A 16082-nucleotide genomic window follows, 5' to 3' on the forward strand; every position below is an offset into this window, starting at 1 on the left:
TATCAATTTTATAAAAAAAGATTTCAAGAAATTTAACTTTATAGAAGTTGAGTTTATGTGTATGAAAATCTAATAGAATAATTTAGTATTATTTAGTTTTGTTGTTGAAACTAACTGCAATTTGAGATCCTACTTTAGCATTGTGTTTTACTAATTCGATATTAGCATCAAGGCTTGTACCGTTAGTTAATTCTTTAATTTTACCAAGTAAGAATGGTGTACTATCTTTACCAATAATGTTATTTTCTTCTGCTTCTTTGATTGCTTGAGCAATGATTCCATTGATATAGCTTTCATCCATAGCGTGCTCTTCAGGAATTGGGTTAGCGATTACTGCTCCACCTTTAAGGTTTAATTCCCATTTCGTTTTTAATGTTTCAGCAATTACATCAATAGAATCAGTAGAGAAGTTTAATTTATGTTCACTATTTCTAGTGTAGAATGCTGGTAGACATTCTGTTTCATATCCAATTACAGGAACGCCTTTTGTTTCAAGGTATTCAAGTGTAAGAGATAAATCTAGGATTGATTTAGCACCTGCACAAATTACAGCTACATCAGTTTGAGCTAATTCATCAAGGTCAGCTGAGATATCCATAGTCGTTTCTGCACCTTTATGAACCCCACCAATACCACCTGTTACAAAGATTTGGATGTCTGCTAAATCAGCACAAATCATTGTTGTTGCAACAGTTGTTGCACCTAATTTTTTTGTAGCAATAATCTGCGCTAAGTCACGTCTTGATACTTTAGCTACATCTGAACTTTTACCAAATAACTCTAATTCATCATCTGTTAAACCAATTTTAATTTTCCCATCAATGATAGCAATTGTTGCTGGAACAGCACCGTTGTCACGAACGATTTGTTCTACTTCTCTAGCCATTTTTACGTTTTGAGGATACGGCATACCATGAGAAATAATAGTAGATTCTAATGCAACGATTGCTTTTCCTTCCGTTTTCGCTTGTTGTACCTCTGCAGATAATTCAATATAATTTTTCATTTAAATTGCCTCCATATCGATCATAAATTGTTTTTTTGATAATTCTTGTCTAACTGTATACTTTGACATAATTGTTTTATGTGCGTTGACTAATCCAGATTTTACAATGTAATCAATTTCTTTTTTCTGTAACCAAGAATAAATAACTCCTGAGCAGAATGAATCCCCTGCACCTGTAACATCAACAACCATCGGTGTTTCGATAGCTGAAAAATGGTGAATTTCTCCATTTTCAACACCTGTCATTACACCCTTTGAGCCATTAGTTACAATTACATTTTTGACTCCTAACTCTAACCACTTTTGGACTGAATTTTCCCAGTCTTCTTTATTGTTGATTTTAATATTCATAAAAGTTTCTGTTTCATCTTTATTTACGATAAGCCAAGTTACTGCATTTAAAGTTTTTGGCAGCCTATCCATTTTTGGTGATGAAACAGGGATAACCACTAGTGGAATATTATGTTTAGATGTAAAAGAGCAAAGAAAATCAATTGTTTCACTTGGACAATTCAAATCCACTACGATACATTTAGCTCTCTTTAGAATATTACTGTTTTTGATCAACAGCTCAGGAGTAATATTCTCAAAAACGTCCATGTCCGCTAATGCAATTGATAAATCCCCATTCATATCTAACACTGCTGTATAGGAACCTGTCGTCAAATTTTCAATTTGAGTGACATGTTCTAAGTTCATAAAAGGCGACGATAAATCATAAATTTCTTTCCACTCTGAATCGTGACCACTTACTGAAATTAATGTAACAGCTTCACCTAATCTGCCCAAGTTTTCAGCAATATTTCTTGCTACTCCTCCAACTGTTGTAGAAGATTTTACAGGATTAGACGTTTCATTCGTAATTTTATATTTTGAATAAAATTTCCTATCCACGTTAGCTCCTCCTATGCAAACAATAGAGGATGTTTCATTTAAAACATAGGCCTTACCAAATACATACTCTTTCTTGATTAATTCAGAGATAATATTGGCAATGGACGACTTTGATAAGCCCACAATTTCTGATAATTCCTGTTGAGAAATAAATGGATTTTCTCTAATCAAACCTAAAATTAACTCTTCATTCGCATCAATATCATTAACCAATTTTACACCTCTCTTCCAAGAAACAATTGTTTGTTTCATGAACATAAGTTTAGTATACGCTTTCTTTTCGGGAAGTCAATAATTTTTTAAATATTATTTTAAATAAAAATTTAAATACTATTTTATTTAAAATTTAAAATTAACCTAGTTCATAACCAGCTTTGGTTGATCCCCAACAAAAAAAGCCTCATCCACTTTATCTTCTTGAATGAGGCTTTTACTATTTTACTTATTGTTGTGCAACTTTATTTTTAACTAACATTATATTTCTATTAAGCATTGTTGGTAGACTTATACCGAGAATAATGGTTACGATACCTACTATTTGCAGTGTAGTAACGTTTTCACTTAACAATATGACTGACACCATCACAGCGATTGGCAATTCAATCGCCCCTAATATGGACGACATACCTAATCCAACTTTCGGCACCGCAATAGTGAATAAGAAAACCGGAATAATCATCCCAAATAACCCTAATGCCAAACCATAAATCCAAAGTCCTTCGTTAAACAGAGTCCCATTCCAAATCACTTCTGGAGACTGAAATACAGCTGACATCATAAAAGCAGAGAAAGAAACTATTACTAGACGATTAGAAGTATTCATATTGGTAGTTGCTTTATCGTTAATAAATAAAAATAGGGAGTAACAAAGAGCAGCTGCTAACCCCCATAACCACCCTTGAAAAGGTATTTGAGATAAATCAACATCTATCAAACCAGCCGCCGGTATGGTCCCCGTAACCAAAATGATTAAAGATATCAATTCAATTCGACTAGGAAATTGACGTTTTGTGATACAAGAAATCACCATGCCTATCCATGTAAATTGAAACAATAGTACAACTGCTAAAGAAGCCGGTAAATAGTTCAATGATTGACCATATGTTATATTTGTTAATCCTGTAAAAACACCAGCAAGGAGAAGAGTTTTAACTCCATTTAAGCTAAACTTTGTTCTGTTTTTAAGTACGAAAATGCACACTGCGATACAAAAACCGAAAAAAAACTGACTAGTAACCGCTTCCGAGACCGAAAAGCCACTACCCATTGCTAGTTTTATGATGGTTGAAACGACACCATAACTACTAGCTGCAATCATTACCAAAAGGGGATACAGATACATCTTCATCATTCTACTTCCTCCTATAATTCTCTATATTGAATTGAACTATGATTTTGAATTTTGATAAATTTATAAAAATCATAATCTCCAATATAAAACACAGCTAGACTTTTTTTCAATCTATTTTTTTTAAAACATTGGATTGACTATGTCTTTTGACAATCATATTTTTTAGTATTCATCACTAGTAATGTATACTAAAAAATATGATTGTGTTTATAATTAAAGAGAAATTTTAGTTGAACTGAAAGCTAAAAAAGATGGTTAAAAGTGTACTGATTCAAGAGTGAAAGATGAGAATTTTTTTCACCAATCAATCCTTATTGGCCACAAGCAGGTAAAATTATTGTAATAATTATGAAATTAAACATTTACAAACAAAAGTTTGTGTTGTAAACTTTTGTTTAAGTGGAAATGGGGTCGTATCATGGATAAAGAGAAACAAATTTTACATCACATAAGAATGAATCCTTTCATTTCACAGCAGGAATTATCAAGTAAAGTTGGTTTATCGCGACCTGCAGTTGCGAATTATATTGCTAATCTGACAAAACGTGGTGAAATCAAAGGACGTGCCTATATTGTCCGAGAAGAATCGTCGATTGTCTGTATTGGAGGGGCAAATACAGACAGGAAAGCGCGAACAAATCAGAAGGTGCGTTTATATTCATCAAATCCAGTTAAAATTACTGAAACTTGTGGCGGTGTAGCACGCAACTTTGCAGGAAATTTAAGCAGACTTGGCTGTAGTACTGCTCTTATGACCTGTGTCGGGGACGACAAGGAAGGTAACTGGATACTGAATGAAACAAAAAGTCAAGGAGTTGATATAAGTCCAGTATGGATGTTACCAACAGAACGGACAGGAACTTTCACTACCTTATTGGATATAAATGGCGAAAGTATTGTCTCTATGGCTGATATGAATATATACGAAAAAATGACAACTGCTATGTTTGAAGAAAAATGGTCCTATATCGCTGCCTCACAAGCTGTTATTTTGGATACAAATATTCCTAATGACTGTATCAGTTATTTAATTAAGCGCTGCAGTGATGAAAACATTCCTCTTTACATCGACCCTGTGTCTTCAACCAAAGCACGAAAACTTCCATTTCGTCTTGATGGTGTAGACCTGCTAATCCCGAACCGTGAAGAAGCAGAGATACTTGCTGATATCAAAATTAACTCAATCGAGGATTGCCATTTAGCTTGTGAAAGGATAAAACAGCGTGGTGTTCAAAAGGTTATTATAACTCTTGGTGATCAGGGAATTTATTATTTTTCTAATGAGGAAACTGGGCACTTGCCTCCTTTCGAAACGGAGGTTGTTGATGTCACAGGAGCTGGTGAAGCATTTGCTTCATGTGCAATATATGGAATCCTGAACAATGAATCTCTATTGAGTGCTTGCAAATTAGGACTTGCTGGTGCCGCTCTAACTGTTCAAACTGAAGAATCAATATCCTCATTTTTAAAACCTGAAAAAATTCATGAAATAGTAAAGCAATTTTCGTGATGAAATAATATTTGTCTTTTGAAGAAATATCTCTTTTTCTTTCCTTTAAAATTGTTTATATTATATAAATTTCCACATTAGTAAATTATTGTTTATTATTTTTATTGAAAAAGCATCTGCATTGTAGAAACAGATGCTTTTTTTGACGTGTTTCTTCTATTATATTATCTACACCTTTTTAACTTTATAATTGATGGTTCCCTCGGAATACATGCTTGCTAATCTGTTCAAATCATTTAACTTATTTGATAGGAAATAAGATCTTTCCCCTCAGTAAGTAAGCCATAAACCAATTTTTTATTCCTTTTTTATATTTATAGGCGCATTGAATCCGAAGCAGAAAATTCCAATCAATGTGAGTGCTCCAGCGCTTGTAGCGATTGGAAAATAGACAGAATGTACACCAGCAATAGCCAAGGCAATATTGATGATCATGATTGGTAAGCCAATATTATGCAACCAAAAATGCAATTTCATATAATGCGAGAATGATCGTTTTTTCAGGCAGCTAATACTCGTTGAATATTAGAATACCTTTTGTAAGTTAGGATTTTTTCCTTATCACAAAATAGTGGTATTATTAAAACATAAAAAATTTCAAATTAAGAAAGGCTTGGTTTTATGGCAATAACAAAGAAGAAACGGGTTTTAAAAGAAATTCAGCAAATCATCATGATTACAATTGGTGCGATTATCGCTGCTTTTGGACTAGAACTATTTTTAGTTCCTAATAATATTTTAGACGGTGGCGTTATTGGTCTTTCAATCATTGCAGCCGAATTAACTGGTATTCAAATGAGTATTTTCCTCATTATTTTAAATTTACCTTTCCTTTATATCGGTTTTAGAAGAATAGGCATGAAATTTACATTACATACTCTATATGGAGTTGTCGTTTTATCTATTTGTACATCGATTCTGCATCATTTCGAGCCTGTGACAGATGATTTATTTTTAGCCACGATTATTGGTGCAGTCATCTTAGGGGCAGGGGTTGGTTTAGTTATTCGAACAGGTGGTGCTTTAGACGGTACAGAAATTATTGCCATCCTTGTTAGTAAAAAACGTCCTGTTTCTGTCGGACAATTTGTCATGATTATCAATTTATTCATTTTTATCCTAGCAGCTTTATTAGTATTTAGTTGGGAAACAGCTATGTACTCGATTATTACATATTATATTGCGTTTAAAATGATTGATATTGTCGTTGAAGGTATGGAAGAATTAAAATCGGTGACGATTATTTCTGATGTGCCCGATGAAATTGCAGATGCTTTAATAAAGGAATTAGGTCGTGGTATAACATATATTCATGGTGAAGGTGTCTATACAAATGAACCTAAAAAAATTATTTACACAATTGTAAGTAGGATCGAATTGTCTAGTTTACGCTCAATTGCACAAGAAATAGACCCAAAAGCCTTAATAGCAATTGAAAATGTTGCCGACGTTTCGGGTAGTAATTTCAGGAAAAGTTCAGGGCACTAAAAACATTAAAGCGCAAGCGCCTTGGATCAGCCTCATGCATGGCTTATGCCCCCGAGGAGCCGGACGCTTGCGCTAGATGTCGTGCGCTTAGCCACAGTACAAGATTTTTATAGTTTCCTAAGCTATGAATTAGACTTTCTATCCTATTGTAAGTCGTTCACTTATGGAAGAAAGAGAGTAAAGCAAGCACACTCATTTCGGAAATGAATAAAGTGTTCTTGCTTTATTTTAGTTCATCATTCATACAAAGTGCTGAATAATGAACCTATTTTTCCTATGAAAAGACAGAACAAACCACGGTTTGACGGTTCACTTCAGGAAGGATTTCAGAGACTTTCGATCACCGCTTTATATTTCTCGTACCATTTTTTCCATTCGTCTTGTCGGGAATCTATTTTCTTTCCATCTATTAGTGCATTGATAACATCTAGACATACGTGCCATCCTGCAAGGTCTTTTGGAGTATGAGGTGTAATCACCTTTATCTTTTCTATAAAAACTAATCGACAACCCTCTGGTTCTTGATACAACTCAAACCGAACACTGTCCTCTCCCCATGTATATTCCAAAATAGAATTCGTTTTTAGTTCGATAATTGCCATCTCTTCAAAGGTACCGTCCTGCATATCAAACTTTATCATCCCACCTTCACGAAGATCTTCGACACTTAGCTCCGAAAACCATTTTGTCAGCTTCTTATTTTCTGTCAACCAAGACCAGACATCTTCAACTGAATGCATAAAATGACGTTCGAATCTCGCAATATGGTCATCGTTAGCTTTTTCGATTACAGCTATCATAAAACGCTCCTCCCTCATTTATCCCGATTGCTATTGCAAACGAAGAACGAGCATTTACTTTATCGTTCTTCGTTACAAGTCTATCTTTCATAATACCCTATCACGGAAAATAGTTCCAAATATTCACTGCTGTTGCAAATATTAGTAAAGCTAAAATCTGCTGTAACACTTTTGTATTTATTTTTTCCTTGCCATAGCTCCAAGCGGTGATGCAATTAACGCTAAAATTCCATACACTAAATTGATTCCACTCTCAGGCATGTATGTAGAACCAAATTCCCCAATGAAACTACCGATTAGAATACTAACACCCATGTAAGCAATTAATCATCTTGAAACCCCTTATTTTTATACCTGCATGGGTATTAAAATCCCCAAAAAATTTATCCCACTTTCCCTTCCCAAGAAAGCATTCCACCTTGCATGTTGATAACGTTATATCCTTGGCTTTCAAGAAATTGTGTGGCACGACCACTTCTTCCTCCAGAACGACAAACCATGATATATTCCTTTGACTTATCTAATTCATGCATACGAAACTCAACTAGCCCTAATGGAATGTTCACAGCTCCTGGAATGTTCACAGCTCCTGGAATTTTCCCTGCTGCTATTTCATCTACTTCACGCACATCGATAATATTTAATGCCTTTCCTTCATTTACTAAAAACTCAACTTCTTTTGCAGTCATTTCTTTCATCGTAAAGTCCTCCTTAATAAATACCCTCTCCACATACCCATACAGGTATATTAATAAAAAAAAAAGAATGTGCACCATAAATTTTTATCTACTTTTCACAAGCAAGTTAACAGCTTCTTTAATTAATTCATCCGTTTTTTCTCCATTTTTTTCAGCCTCTAGAACACATTCAACTAAGTTTGAACTCACGATCACTCCTACTGTTCTATCTACTGCTGATCGAACAGCTGACAACTGCGTAATGACCTCTTTACAATCTTTGTTTTCTTCCATCATTTTTAAAATCCCTCGAAGTTGCCCTTCCATACGTTTTACTCTGTTTTTAATTTGATCATTGTATTCCATAGGGATTCTCCTTTCCACCATGATGTTTATTTTCTTGATGACACATACAGTCAGTTAAAGTATAACCTATTACCTCAGAGCCTTTTTTCTGAGGAATTGCGCTTTAAATCAGAATGTTAGTCAGTACAAAAGCAAATAAGGGGTAATAATTAACACTTATTTTGTTGGAGAGAAGGTTGAATTAATAACAATCGATAATTTATAATTTGCATGCTCGTTTAAGTCTTCTAAAAATTTATCTAATATTTCATTAGATGGAAATTTGCATTCGAGGAGGTAACAACCATCTCCACTGATTTTATAGTTATGGATGATGTATTGTTCTTCTGTTTTTATGAACGATAGATAAGGTTGATGATAAGTGCTTTGTGTAATGATAGTAATAAAAGCGTGTATAAAACACCCTAATTTGACTTGATTAACTTTAATTGTATAACCCTCTATCACTCCATTATCCTCTAATTTCGTAACTCTAGCTGAAGTAGCTTGTCCAGTCAAATGGACCTTCTCACCCAATTCTTTCATAGTGATACGACTGTTCTTAGAGAGTTCATCTAAGATACGCATATCCGTGCTATCTAACATTTATTTAACTCCTTTCATTAATCAAGTCAAATGGCAAAAAGACTTGATTTTATCTATGTAATTGTTAATTGGTCATAGTATAAACTATACGTAAATCAAAGAAAAGGAGTAAATAAACTTGAATATCCAACAAATTCGAAATGCTACATTAGTTGTTCAATATGCAGGGAAAAAGTTTTTAATAGATCCAATGTTAGCTGAGAAAGGTACCTACCCACCTTTCCCAAACTCGTTAAGACAAGATCAATTTAATCCTTTAGCTAGCTTACCAACATCAATTGCAAATATTATTCATGATATAGATGCTGTCATTGTCACTCACCTACATTTAGACCACTTTGATGATGCTGCAAAAGAGGTACTACCAAAAGATATCAAAATGTTTGTCCAAAATGAAGAAGATGCTAAAGAAGTGAAAAACGCTGGTTTTCAAAATATAGAAGTTTTACAAGAGGATACAGTCTTTGAGGGTATCCAATTAATTAAAACAAAAGGCGAACATGGAAGCGGAGAAATACTAAAAATTGCGGGTCTAGTGTGTGGCGTTGTCTTCAAGCATCCAAATGAAAAAACTTTATATATAGCTGGAGATACTGTTTGGTATGAGGCTGTTCAAGAAGTGATTGAAACACACAAACCAGAAATCATTGTTGTAAATGGTGGAGATAATCAATTTCTAGAAGGCGGTTCTCTCGTAATGGGGAAAGATGATATCTATCAAGTATATAAGGCTGCCCCTAACGCAAAAATTATTTCTGTCCATATGGAAGCTGTCAATCATTGGACATTATCAAGAGAAGAATTAAAAAGCTTCAGTAATGAAAAAGGGATCTCCTCTAATATTTTAGTCCCAGATGACGGTGAATCCTACACATTTTAAGAGTAAAAACAGGCAGAAAAATATACTTTCTGTCTGTTTTTTTATAGAGTAAACTACGTAGAACATAGTTTACTCTATAGTTAACAGTTATTTTACTTTTCTATTTTTACTCTTTGTAATCGTAAAGCGTTTAATACGACCGACACGGAACTAAATGCCATTGCTGCACCTGCAACCCAAGGAGCGAGTAACCCGATCGCCGCGATTGGAATCCCGAGCGTATTGTAGCCAAATGCCCAGAATAAGTTTTGTTTAATGTTGCGCATTGTTTTGCGACTCATAATGATCGCATCGGCAATACTGTTTAAATCCCCGCGAATTAGTGTCACATCAGAAGCTTCCATCGCTACGTCAGTCCCTGTACCAATGGCCATACCAATATCAGCTGTAGCTAGTGCTGGTGCGTCATTAATACCATCGCCGACCATTGCCACTTTTTTGCCCTGTTGTTGTAGCTTTTTCACTTCCTCTGCTTTACCTTCAGGAAGTACTTCCGCAATAACTGCGTCAACGCCTACTTCTTTCCCAATTGCTTGTGCTGTAAGCCTGTTATCACCTGTCATCATAATGACTTTGATGCCCATTTCTTGTAAGCGGCGTACAGCTTCTCGAGATGTATCTTTAATTGTATCCGCTACAGCCACTAGCCCTGCGTATTGTCCATTAATTGCAGCTAACATCGCAGTTTTCCCATTGTGCTCTAGTTTTTCCATCATTGGGAGAACCGCTGTAATATCTATACCATATTGTTGCATGAGTTTACGTGTACCAATGACAACACCTTGACCTGAAACGGTTGCTTGTATACCATAACCCGGAATCGCTTCGAAAAATTGAACTTTCCCAAGCTCAATGTCTTTATCTTGGATACCTTGAACGATTGCTTGTGCTAATGGGTGCTCGGATTGTTTTTCTGCTGCACCGATGAGTGATAAAAATTTCTCTTCGTCTTGCCCATCTTCTAATAAAACATCTGTTAAAACAGGTTTACCATGTGTTATTGTACCTGTTTTATCAACTACAACCGTGTCAATACTTTGTGTTTGTTCTAAATGCTCGCCACCTTTGAATAAAACACCAAATTCTGCTGCACGACCCGAACCAGACATAATTGAAGTCGGTGTTGCTAAACCAAGTGCACATGGGCAAGCAATAACAAGTACTGCAATTAACACTTCAAGTGCCTGTGTAAAATTACCCGGTTGGACCCAGATAAACCATACTAGGAATGTGATGATGGCAATCCCCACTACGATTGGTACAAAAATACCTGAAATTTGGTCCGCCAATCGTTGGATCGGTGCTTTCGAACCTTGTGCATCTTCTACTACTTTAATGATTTGGGCTAATGCTGTGTCACGCCCAACTTTTGTCGTTGTCATTTTGATGAAACCATTTTTATTAATCGTTGATCCGTATAATACGTCACCTGCTTTTTTATCCACTGGTAAACTTTCGCCCGTTAACATTGATTCATCAACAGCTGTTGTTCCTTCTAATACTTCACCATCAACTGGAATTTTTCCACCTGGTTTCACTAAAATGGTGTCACCAATCATTACTTCTTCTAACGGTATTTCTTTTTCAACCCCGTCGCGTAGAACGATCGCTGTTTTGGCTTGAAGCCCCATTAATTTTTTAATCGCTTCAGATGAACGGCCTTTTGCTTTTACTTCAAATAATTTACCTAAAAGAATAAGTGTTATCAGTACCGCACTTGTTTCAAAATATAGGTGTGGACCGTGGTGTGTTCCAGCTGTAACAATCGCTTGATATACACTATAAAAATAGGCTGCAGAAGTACCCATGACAACGAGCACATCCATATTTGCACTGCCATTACGGAGTGCCTTGTAAGCACCAACATAAAACTGTTTCCCAATAATAAATTGTACCGGTGTTGCCAATATCATTTGTATCCATGGGTTCATTAAGAATTGTGGTACATATAGAAACGATGTAAATGAAAAGTGCCCTACCATCGTCCATAATAAGGGTAACGATAAAATCGCCGAAATAATGAATTTACGTTGCTGGTCTTTAATTGCCTTTTCACGGTAATCTACCTGTTCTTTATCCTCTTGCTTTTGATGTGCACCGTAGCCAAGCTTTTCTACCTTTGCAATCATGTCTGCAATCGTTACTTCTGATGGATTAAATTCAATTGTTGCCTTTTCAAGCGCTAAATTGACGTTCGCAGATGCAATACCTTCCATTTTATTCAAACCTTTTTCAATCCGTGTTGAACACGCTGCACAAGTCATTCCTGTAATATCAAATTCTGCTTTTTGTTTTACAACACCGTAGCCAAGTGCTTCGATTTTCTTTTCAAAATCTGCTTCATTCAGTTTTGACGGGTCATATTTAATTGCTGACTTTTCTAGTGCTAAGTTGACGGTTGCTTGCTCGACACCTTCCATTTTATTTAACCCTTTTTCAATACGCGTTGCACACGCTGCACAAGTCATTCCTGTAATTTGTATACTCGCTTCTTTTACTTCTATACTCATGATGCCTTCCACCTCTCTTATACCTATATAGGGTATATTTAATTAAAAATAAGAGAGTGCTTCGAAAGCACTCTTATTCTATTTCATATCCTTGATCTTCAATCGTTTCTTTAATTTTATCAATTGATACTTGCGATTCATTAAATAATACTTCTACTTGAGCACTGTCTAATTTTACGTTTACTTGGTTAACGCCATCTACTTGACCAACACTTCCCTCGATTGCATTCACACAATGTCCACATGACATTCCTTGTACGCTTAATGTTATATTTTCCATGCTTTCTCTCTCCTTTGATTAAAGTTTTTTATTTAGTCGAACATACGCTATAGGGGTATTAAAAAGCGAAAAAAAATAGCTACACTATTTAAAGCAGATTGTGTTGCAGAAAGTTAGGTGATCATATCATCACAGTAAACACCTTTGTCTATCATTCCCTTGATGCCTCGAGTTTGACCTTCAATACGATTTAATCGAGTTGTTAAATCCCTTTTTACATGTTCTGGATGATAAATTTTTCAGCTAGAGGTAACACCCTTAGTATGGCAAGCTACTAATTTCACAGAGTTCTCCATTAGCTTAACCTTCTTAATTCAATTACATAATACTATACCCTGGTTAGGTATGTAAAGTGGTTAGTTTTATTTTTTTCAATATAACTAAAAGCTTTATTTCAATTCAGGAGAAATTACGTTGAAAGATAATATACAAAAATTTTTGTATAGATTCAAAAAAAGTTGGAAGGCCAGTAGCCATTGAACTAAATAAGCGAATAGCAGGAAAATCAGTTCCCTTCCCCTTCGCTTAGCCTATACAGGATGTCAGATTGGATGTGACGAACCTCTTATAAAATAACTTCACATACTTCTTTGTAGGAATTTTACAATTATGTCTTCATAAAATTGATCACAATGATTTGTTCTCAAAAAATAATTACATTCACTAATTTTCACCTAAGCAAAACAGGCTATTTCATTTGTTATGAAATAGCCTGTAAATGTTGATAGAGTAATGTTTTTATGAAGATTAACGCTTAGAGAACTGAGGTGCACGACGAGCACCTATATGACCTTATTTTTTACGATCAGAAGTTCGTCAAGCACCTTTCCCTTGTTCAGGCTTAATCTGTATAGTTTGTTTAAACGTACGCTTCTGCCAGATAAATGTAATGGCTAACGTAATCACCAATAGTCCAAGTCCTAATATGAATGGATAGATGATTTGAACATCATATAATATCCCCGCAAGTGTTGGTCCTAGTACATTCCCAATACTCATATACATGTTATTCATCCCCATCGCAAAGCCTTGCTCATTACCAGCCAACTTAGAGATGAGTGTATTTAGCACTGGGCGTAGAATGGACGTAGCAAGAAAGATTAAAAGAGTGATTCCAAAGAATAATTCATAACTAGAAGCAAATAACGAAAGGAGGAAACCAACAGCTGTTACTCCGATAAAAATTGTTAAGACAGATCCTTCCCCATAACGAGTTACAATCCGATCGACGATAAATAGTTGGACAATTACACTCACAATTCCTGTAGATGTAATCATAAGCGCAATTTGCTGTGGTGTTGCACCAAACTGATCATTAACGAAAAGTCCAATAACTGATTCGTATGCCATTAAACCAAAGCTCATCACAAGAGTAATAACCAGTGGAATAAAGAATGGCATTTTAACAGAACGAGCCATCTTTCTCATCATAGATTCGTCATCGAAATGAGCATTCGTTTCTGCTGATGCTTGTTCTGTCATACTTTCCTTTAAGACGAGAACCGAAAATAAAACGGCAAAAAGTGAGACGATTGCGGAAATCAAAAACGGCATTTTCAATCCGAAATCAGCAAAGAATCCACCAATTCCTGGTCCTACTACGATTCCAAGTGACATAGCAGCTGACACTAAGCTATTTCCTTTTGCACGTTGTTCCAATGTTGTAATATCTGCAACATATGCAAAAATTGCTGGGATAAGTAGTGCAGCTCCAACTCCACCGATGACACGAGAAGCATAAAGCACCCAAATATTATCAAACGCATAAAACACGAACATTGATAAAGTTAAACCGATTAGACCATAAATAATCATTTTTCTACGGCCATACTGATCCGTCCATTTACCTGCAATTGGAGAAAAGATTAATTGTGCTCCTGCAAAAATAGCGATCATTAGTCCTGCGGCAATTCCTCCTTGATTAATTGATTCCAAGTATGCTGGTAAAATTGGGATAATAATACCGAAACTCCCTATTGCGATAAACATGTTAATCATCAAGATGATCATTTTCTTTCGTTGCTCTGCTGACATAAAATGCAGCCTCTCTTTCATTTATAAATTTTATGATGACAAATGATTGTTAACGATATGAATTTAGCGATAAAAAGTCGCTATCTATCTCCGAAGAAGGGGTACAGAAATATAGGAAAAGAGAGTGAAGTAGATTGGCTATCTCTAATAAAAGCACACAAAAAATCCTATCCAGAAAAGGAATCGTTAAAACAGATTGTTTTTCTGAATAGGAAATAGGCACAAAAAGTCATTCCATATTAATGGTTTACAGTAGCCGCCTTAAAAAGTACAGATTTATCCTATTCAGAAACAATTTCGTAGCTGATGCCGAATATTTTATTCTAAAAAATAGGATTTATAAAGCGAGCCTGATCGAGCTTTTACGAGGGATTGTACTAACCATTAATGAGGAATGAAATCATGTACTTACTTTATCCTGCCACTTTTATTACCTCTATCTTAATCAATTCGTTCAGTAATAGTCAAGCGAATAGCGTAACTTAACAATTGGCAATCTATAACAAAGATATTCTGAAAAGTCGTCTATCTATAAACTCTTTAAGAAACATATTTTTGTACATTCTTTCAGAAAATAAGCCTTTTTCATTTCCCACCCATCCAAAGAACATACATTCGATAAAATCGATTATAACAAAATTTCAGCCAATCTACCATATTTGAACAAAAATATTTTCAAAGATCAAAAGCGCAAGTGCCCGTTCAGTGACGTATGAACTGGAGCACTCCCCATCTAGCTGCGGCTCCTAGTAATTCGCGATCAAGTCTTGACGATTGAGATATTCTAGCTAGCGATTGACTTTGTCAGCTTCCCATAAATACGATTCAATTTTGCGAAGCGACTATTGTTCCTGCTATCTTTAGAAAGCGCAGCAACTGTTTCACTCCGTTGTTTGGAAAGATAGGTGCTTAGCTGTCCTTCATAAACTAAACGAAAACCGTCACATTCGGTTAAATCATTGGGCTTAACAAGACTTGCAGGCTTACTCTTAATCGAAATTCCACCGTTATTCAAAGTAGTTGCGACAAATTCAGAACAAAAGAAGGCATTGTCTCTCGTTATTTCTCTATTTAGCAAAATTCCAAAAAGTCCAATCAAATTATACTTATAGTTTTGTTGCTGGTTTTCAATCCGCTGAACAAACTGATTCATCTGCTTATATTCTAATTCTGAAAAAGTACGGCTATATATTGCACACTTCGCCCTCTTAAATAACTTTCCATTCATATTTTCCTTTACAAAACCTCCTATAAAGCGAGACTTCCAGCAGTGGGGGTGTTCTTTATCCCCACTGCTGGTTAGCGAGACTTATCGGGCTTTTACTGGCAGTTATCCCCCATCTTCACTTCTTCGCTTAACTTAAAGCCTTAGAGGTGGAGATATTACTGCCAGTTAATGCGGGATAAACGGATTATTTACATTTTTTCGACCAAAGCTATAGGTTGTACTCAAATTCTTTGTAAATGAAATGGAGGCATGGTTTAACGACTGTTTTGTATACATTTTGATCATATTCGTAAAAATTGTCCCTGTATCTGTAAGAATGATATATATTTCCACTTTGTTCCCCCTTTTATAAAGTGAGACTTCCATCAGTGGGGGTTTTCTGCATCCCCCACTGATGGTTAGCGAGACTTATCGGATCTTTACGGGCAGTTATCTCCCACTTATCTTCTTTGCTTCTCTCGAATCTTGAAGTC

Annotated in this window: 15 protein-coding genes and 2 pseudogenes; 3 read left to right on the top strand and 14 right to left on the bottom strand. The window is 35.4% G+C overall.

Annotated elements, in window-relative coordinates; all coding sequences use genetic code 11:
- Positions 1-88: 88 nt before the first annotated feature.
- The 3 genes from K9V48_RS12915 to K9V48_RS12925 all read right to left on the bottom strand — a co-directional run bounded on the left by K9V48_RS12915 (position 89) and on the right by K9V48_RS12925 (position 3242).
- Complete coding sequence (locus K9V48_RS12915; RefSeq protein ID WP_224139400.1) at positions 89-1006, bottom strand: pseudouridine-5'-phosphate glycosidase; 918 nt, start codon at positions 1004-1006, stop codon at positions 89-91.
- Positions 1007-2101 (bottom strand): carbohydrate kinase, encoded by a 1095-nt coding sequence (locus K9V48_RS12920; RefSeq protein WP_224139416.1) that lies wholly within the window; start codon positions 2099-2101, stop codon positions 1007-1009.
- A 241-nt stretch (positions 2102-2342) separates the two neighbouring features.
- Positions 2343-3242: an EamA family transporter gene (locus K9V48_RS12925; RefSeq protein ID WP_224139417.1), complete on the bottom strand. Its 900-nt coding sequence runs from the start codon at positions 3240-3242 to the stop codon at positions 2343-2345.
- Between the two features lie 427 nt (positions 3243-3669).
- On the opposite strand from K9V48_RS12925, the gene K9V48_RS12930 reads away from it, so the two are divergent.
- Positions 3670-4761 carry a carbohydrate kinase gene (locus K9V48_RS12930; RefSeq protein ID WP_224139401.1) on the top strand — a complete coding sequence of 364 codons (1092 nt, stop codon included), beginning with the start codon at positions 3670-3672 and terminating at the stop codon, positions 4759-4761.
- Between the two features lie 621 nt (positions 4762-5382).
- Positions 5383-6249 (top strand): YitT family protein, encoded by an 867-nt coding sequence (locus tag K9V48_RS12935; RefSeq protein ID WP_224139402.1) that lies wholly within the window; start codon positions 5383-5385, stop codon positions 6247-6249.
- Positions 6250-6575: 326 nt separating this feature from the next.
- On the opposite strand, the gene K9V48_RS12940 is transcribed toward K9V48_RS12935, so the two are convergent.
- The 5 genes and pseudogenes from K9V48_RS12940 to K9V48_RS12960 form a co-directional block, all read right to left on the bottom strand.
- Positions 6576-7049, bottom strand: a complete 474-nt coding sequence (locus K9V48_RS12940; RefSeq protein WP_224139403.1) for an SRPBCC family protein — start codon at positions 7047-7049, stop codon at positions 6576-6578.
- Between the two features lie 183 nt (positions 7050-7232).
- Positions 7233-7376, bottom strand: a pseudogene (locus K9V48_RS12945) (sulfite exporter TauE/SafE family protein); the annotation flags it as partial.
- Positions 7377-7432: 56 nt separating this feature from the next.
- Entirely contained in the window at positions 7433-7747 is a 315-nt protein-coding gene (locus K9V48_RS12950; protein WP_224139405.1) for a rhodanese-like domain-containing protein, read from the bottom strand.
- Positions 7748-7831: 84 nt separating this feature from the next.
- On the bottom strand, positions 7832-8092 hold the full coding sequence (locus tag K9V48_RS12955; RefSeq protein WP_224139406.1) for a metal-sensitive transcriptional regulator: 261 nt from the start codon (positions 8090-8092) through the stop codon (positions 7832-7834).
- A 156-nt stretch (positions 8093-8248) separates the two neighbouring features.
- Positions 8249-8677 carry an Lrp/AsnC family transcriptional regulator gene (locus tag K9V48_RS12960; protein WP_224139407.1) on the bottom strand — a complete coding sequence of 143 codons (429 nt, stop codon included), beginning with the start codon at positions 8675-8677 and terminating at the stop codon, positions 8249-8251.
- 118 nt (positions 8678-8795) lie between these two features.
- Between K9V48_RS12960 and K9V48_RS12965 the strand changes: the two genes are divergently transcribed.
- Positions 8796-9557 (top strand): MBL fold metallo-hydrolase, encoded by a 762-nt coding sequence (locus K9V48_RS12965; protein WP_224139408.1) that lies wholly within the window; start codon positions 8796-8798, stop codon positions 9555-9557.
- A gap of 92 nt (positions 9558-9649) precedes the next feature.
- On the opposite strand, the gene K9V48_RS12970 is transcribed toward K9V48_RS12965, so the two are convergent.
- From K9V48_RS12970 to K9V48_RS12995, 6 genes and pseudogenes are all read right to left on the bottom strand, one after another.
- Positions 9650-12067: a heavy metal translocating P-type ATPase gene (locus K9V48_RS12970; RefSeq protein WP_224139409.1), complete on the bottom strand. Its 2418-nt coding sequence runs from the start codon at positions 12065-12067 to the stop codon at positions 9650-9652.
- A gap of 73 nt (positions 12068-12140) precedes the next feature.
- Positions 12141-12347, bottom strand: coding sequence for a copper chaperone CopZ (gene copZ / locus K9V48_RS12975; protein ID WP_224139410.1), 207 nt, complete (start codon positions 12345-12347; stop codon positions 12141-12143).
- Positions 12348-12463: 116 nt separating this feature from the next.
- Positions 12464-12583, bottom strand: a pseudogene (locus K9V48_RS12980) (metal-sensing transcriptional repressor); the annotation flags it as partial.
- Between the two features lie 580 nt (positions 12584-13163).
- Positions 13164-14381, bottom strand: a complete 1218-nt coding sequence (locus tag K9V48_RS12985) for an MFS transporter (RefSeq protein ID WP_224139411.1) — start codon at positions 14379-14381, stop codon at positions 13164-13166.
- Positions 14382-15165: 784 nt separating this feature from the next.
- Entirely contained in the window at positions 15166-15534 is a 369-nt protein-coding gene (locus K9V48_RS12990) for a C40 family peptidase (RefSeq protein WP_224139412.1), read from the bottom strand.
- A gap of 240 nt (positions 15535-15774) precedes the next feature.
- Positions 15775-15942, bottom strand: a complete 168-nt coding sequence (locus K9V48_RS12995) for a hypothetical protein (RefSeq protein WP_251525861.1) — start codon at positions 15940-15942, stop codon at positions 15775-15777.
- Between the last annotated feature and the right edge of the window lie 140 nt (positions 15943-16082).

The sequence above is a fragment of the Metabacillus rhizolycopersici genome, from assembly GCF_020075705.1.

Bases quoted from the DNA above. Each gene is read 5' to 3' on its own strand.
- K9V48_RS12955 (WP_224139406.1), bottom strand. From the start codon at position 8,092: ATGGAATACAATGATCAAATTAAAAACAGAGTAAAACGTATGGAAGGG.
- K9V48_RS12985 (WP_224139411.1), bottom strand. From the start codon at position 14,381: ATGTCAGCAGAGCAACGAAAGAAAATGATCATCTTGATGATTAACATG.
- copZ (WP_224139410.1), bottom strand. From the start codon at position 12,347: ATGGAAAATATAACATTAAGCGTACAAGGAATGTCATGTGGACATTGT.
- K9V48_RS12990 (WP_224139412.1), bottom strand. From the start codon at position 15,534: ATGAATCAGTTTGTTCAGCGGATTGAAAACCAGCAACAAAACTATAAG.
- K9V48_RS12950 (WP_224139405.1), bottom strand. From the start codon at position 7,747: ATGAAAGAAATGACTGCAAAAGAAGTTGAGTTTTTAGTAAATGAAGGA.
- K9V48_RS12970 (WP_224139409.1), bottom strand. From the start codon at position 12,067: ATGAGTATAGAAGTAAAAGAAGCGAGTATACAAATTACAGGAATGACT.
- K9V48_RS12935 (WP_224139402.1), top strand. From the start codon at position 5,383: ATGGCAATAACAAAGAAGAAACGGGTTTTAAAAGAAATTCAGCAAATC.
- K9V48_RS12925 (WP_224139417.1), bottom strand. From the start codon at position 3,242: ATGTATCTGTATCCCCTTTTGGTAATGATTGCAGCTAGTAGTTATGGT.
- K9V48_RS12930 (WP_224139401.1), top strand. From the start codon at position 3,670: ATGGATAAAGAGAAACAAATTTTACATCACATAAGAATGAATCCTTTC.
- K9V48_RS12960 (WP_224139407.1), bottom strand. From the start codon at position 8,677: ATGTTAGATAGCACGGATATGCGTATCTTAGATGAACTCTCTAAGAAC.
- K9V48_RS12915 (WP_224139400.1), bottom strand. From the start codon at position 1,006: ATGAAAAATTATATTGAATTATCTGCAGAGGTACAACAAGCGAAAACG.
- K9V48_RS12940 (WP_224139403.1), bottom strand. From the start codon at position 7,049: ATGATAGCTGTAATCGAAAAAGCTAACGATGACCATATTGCGAGATTC.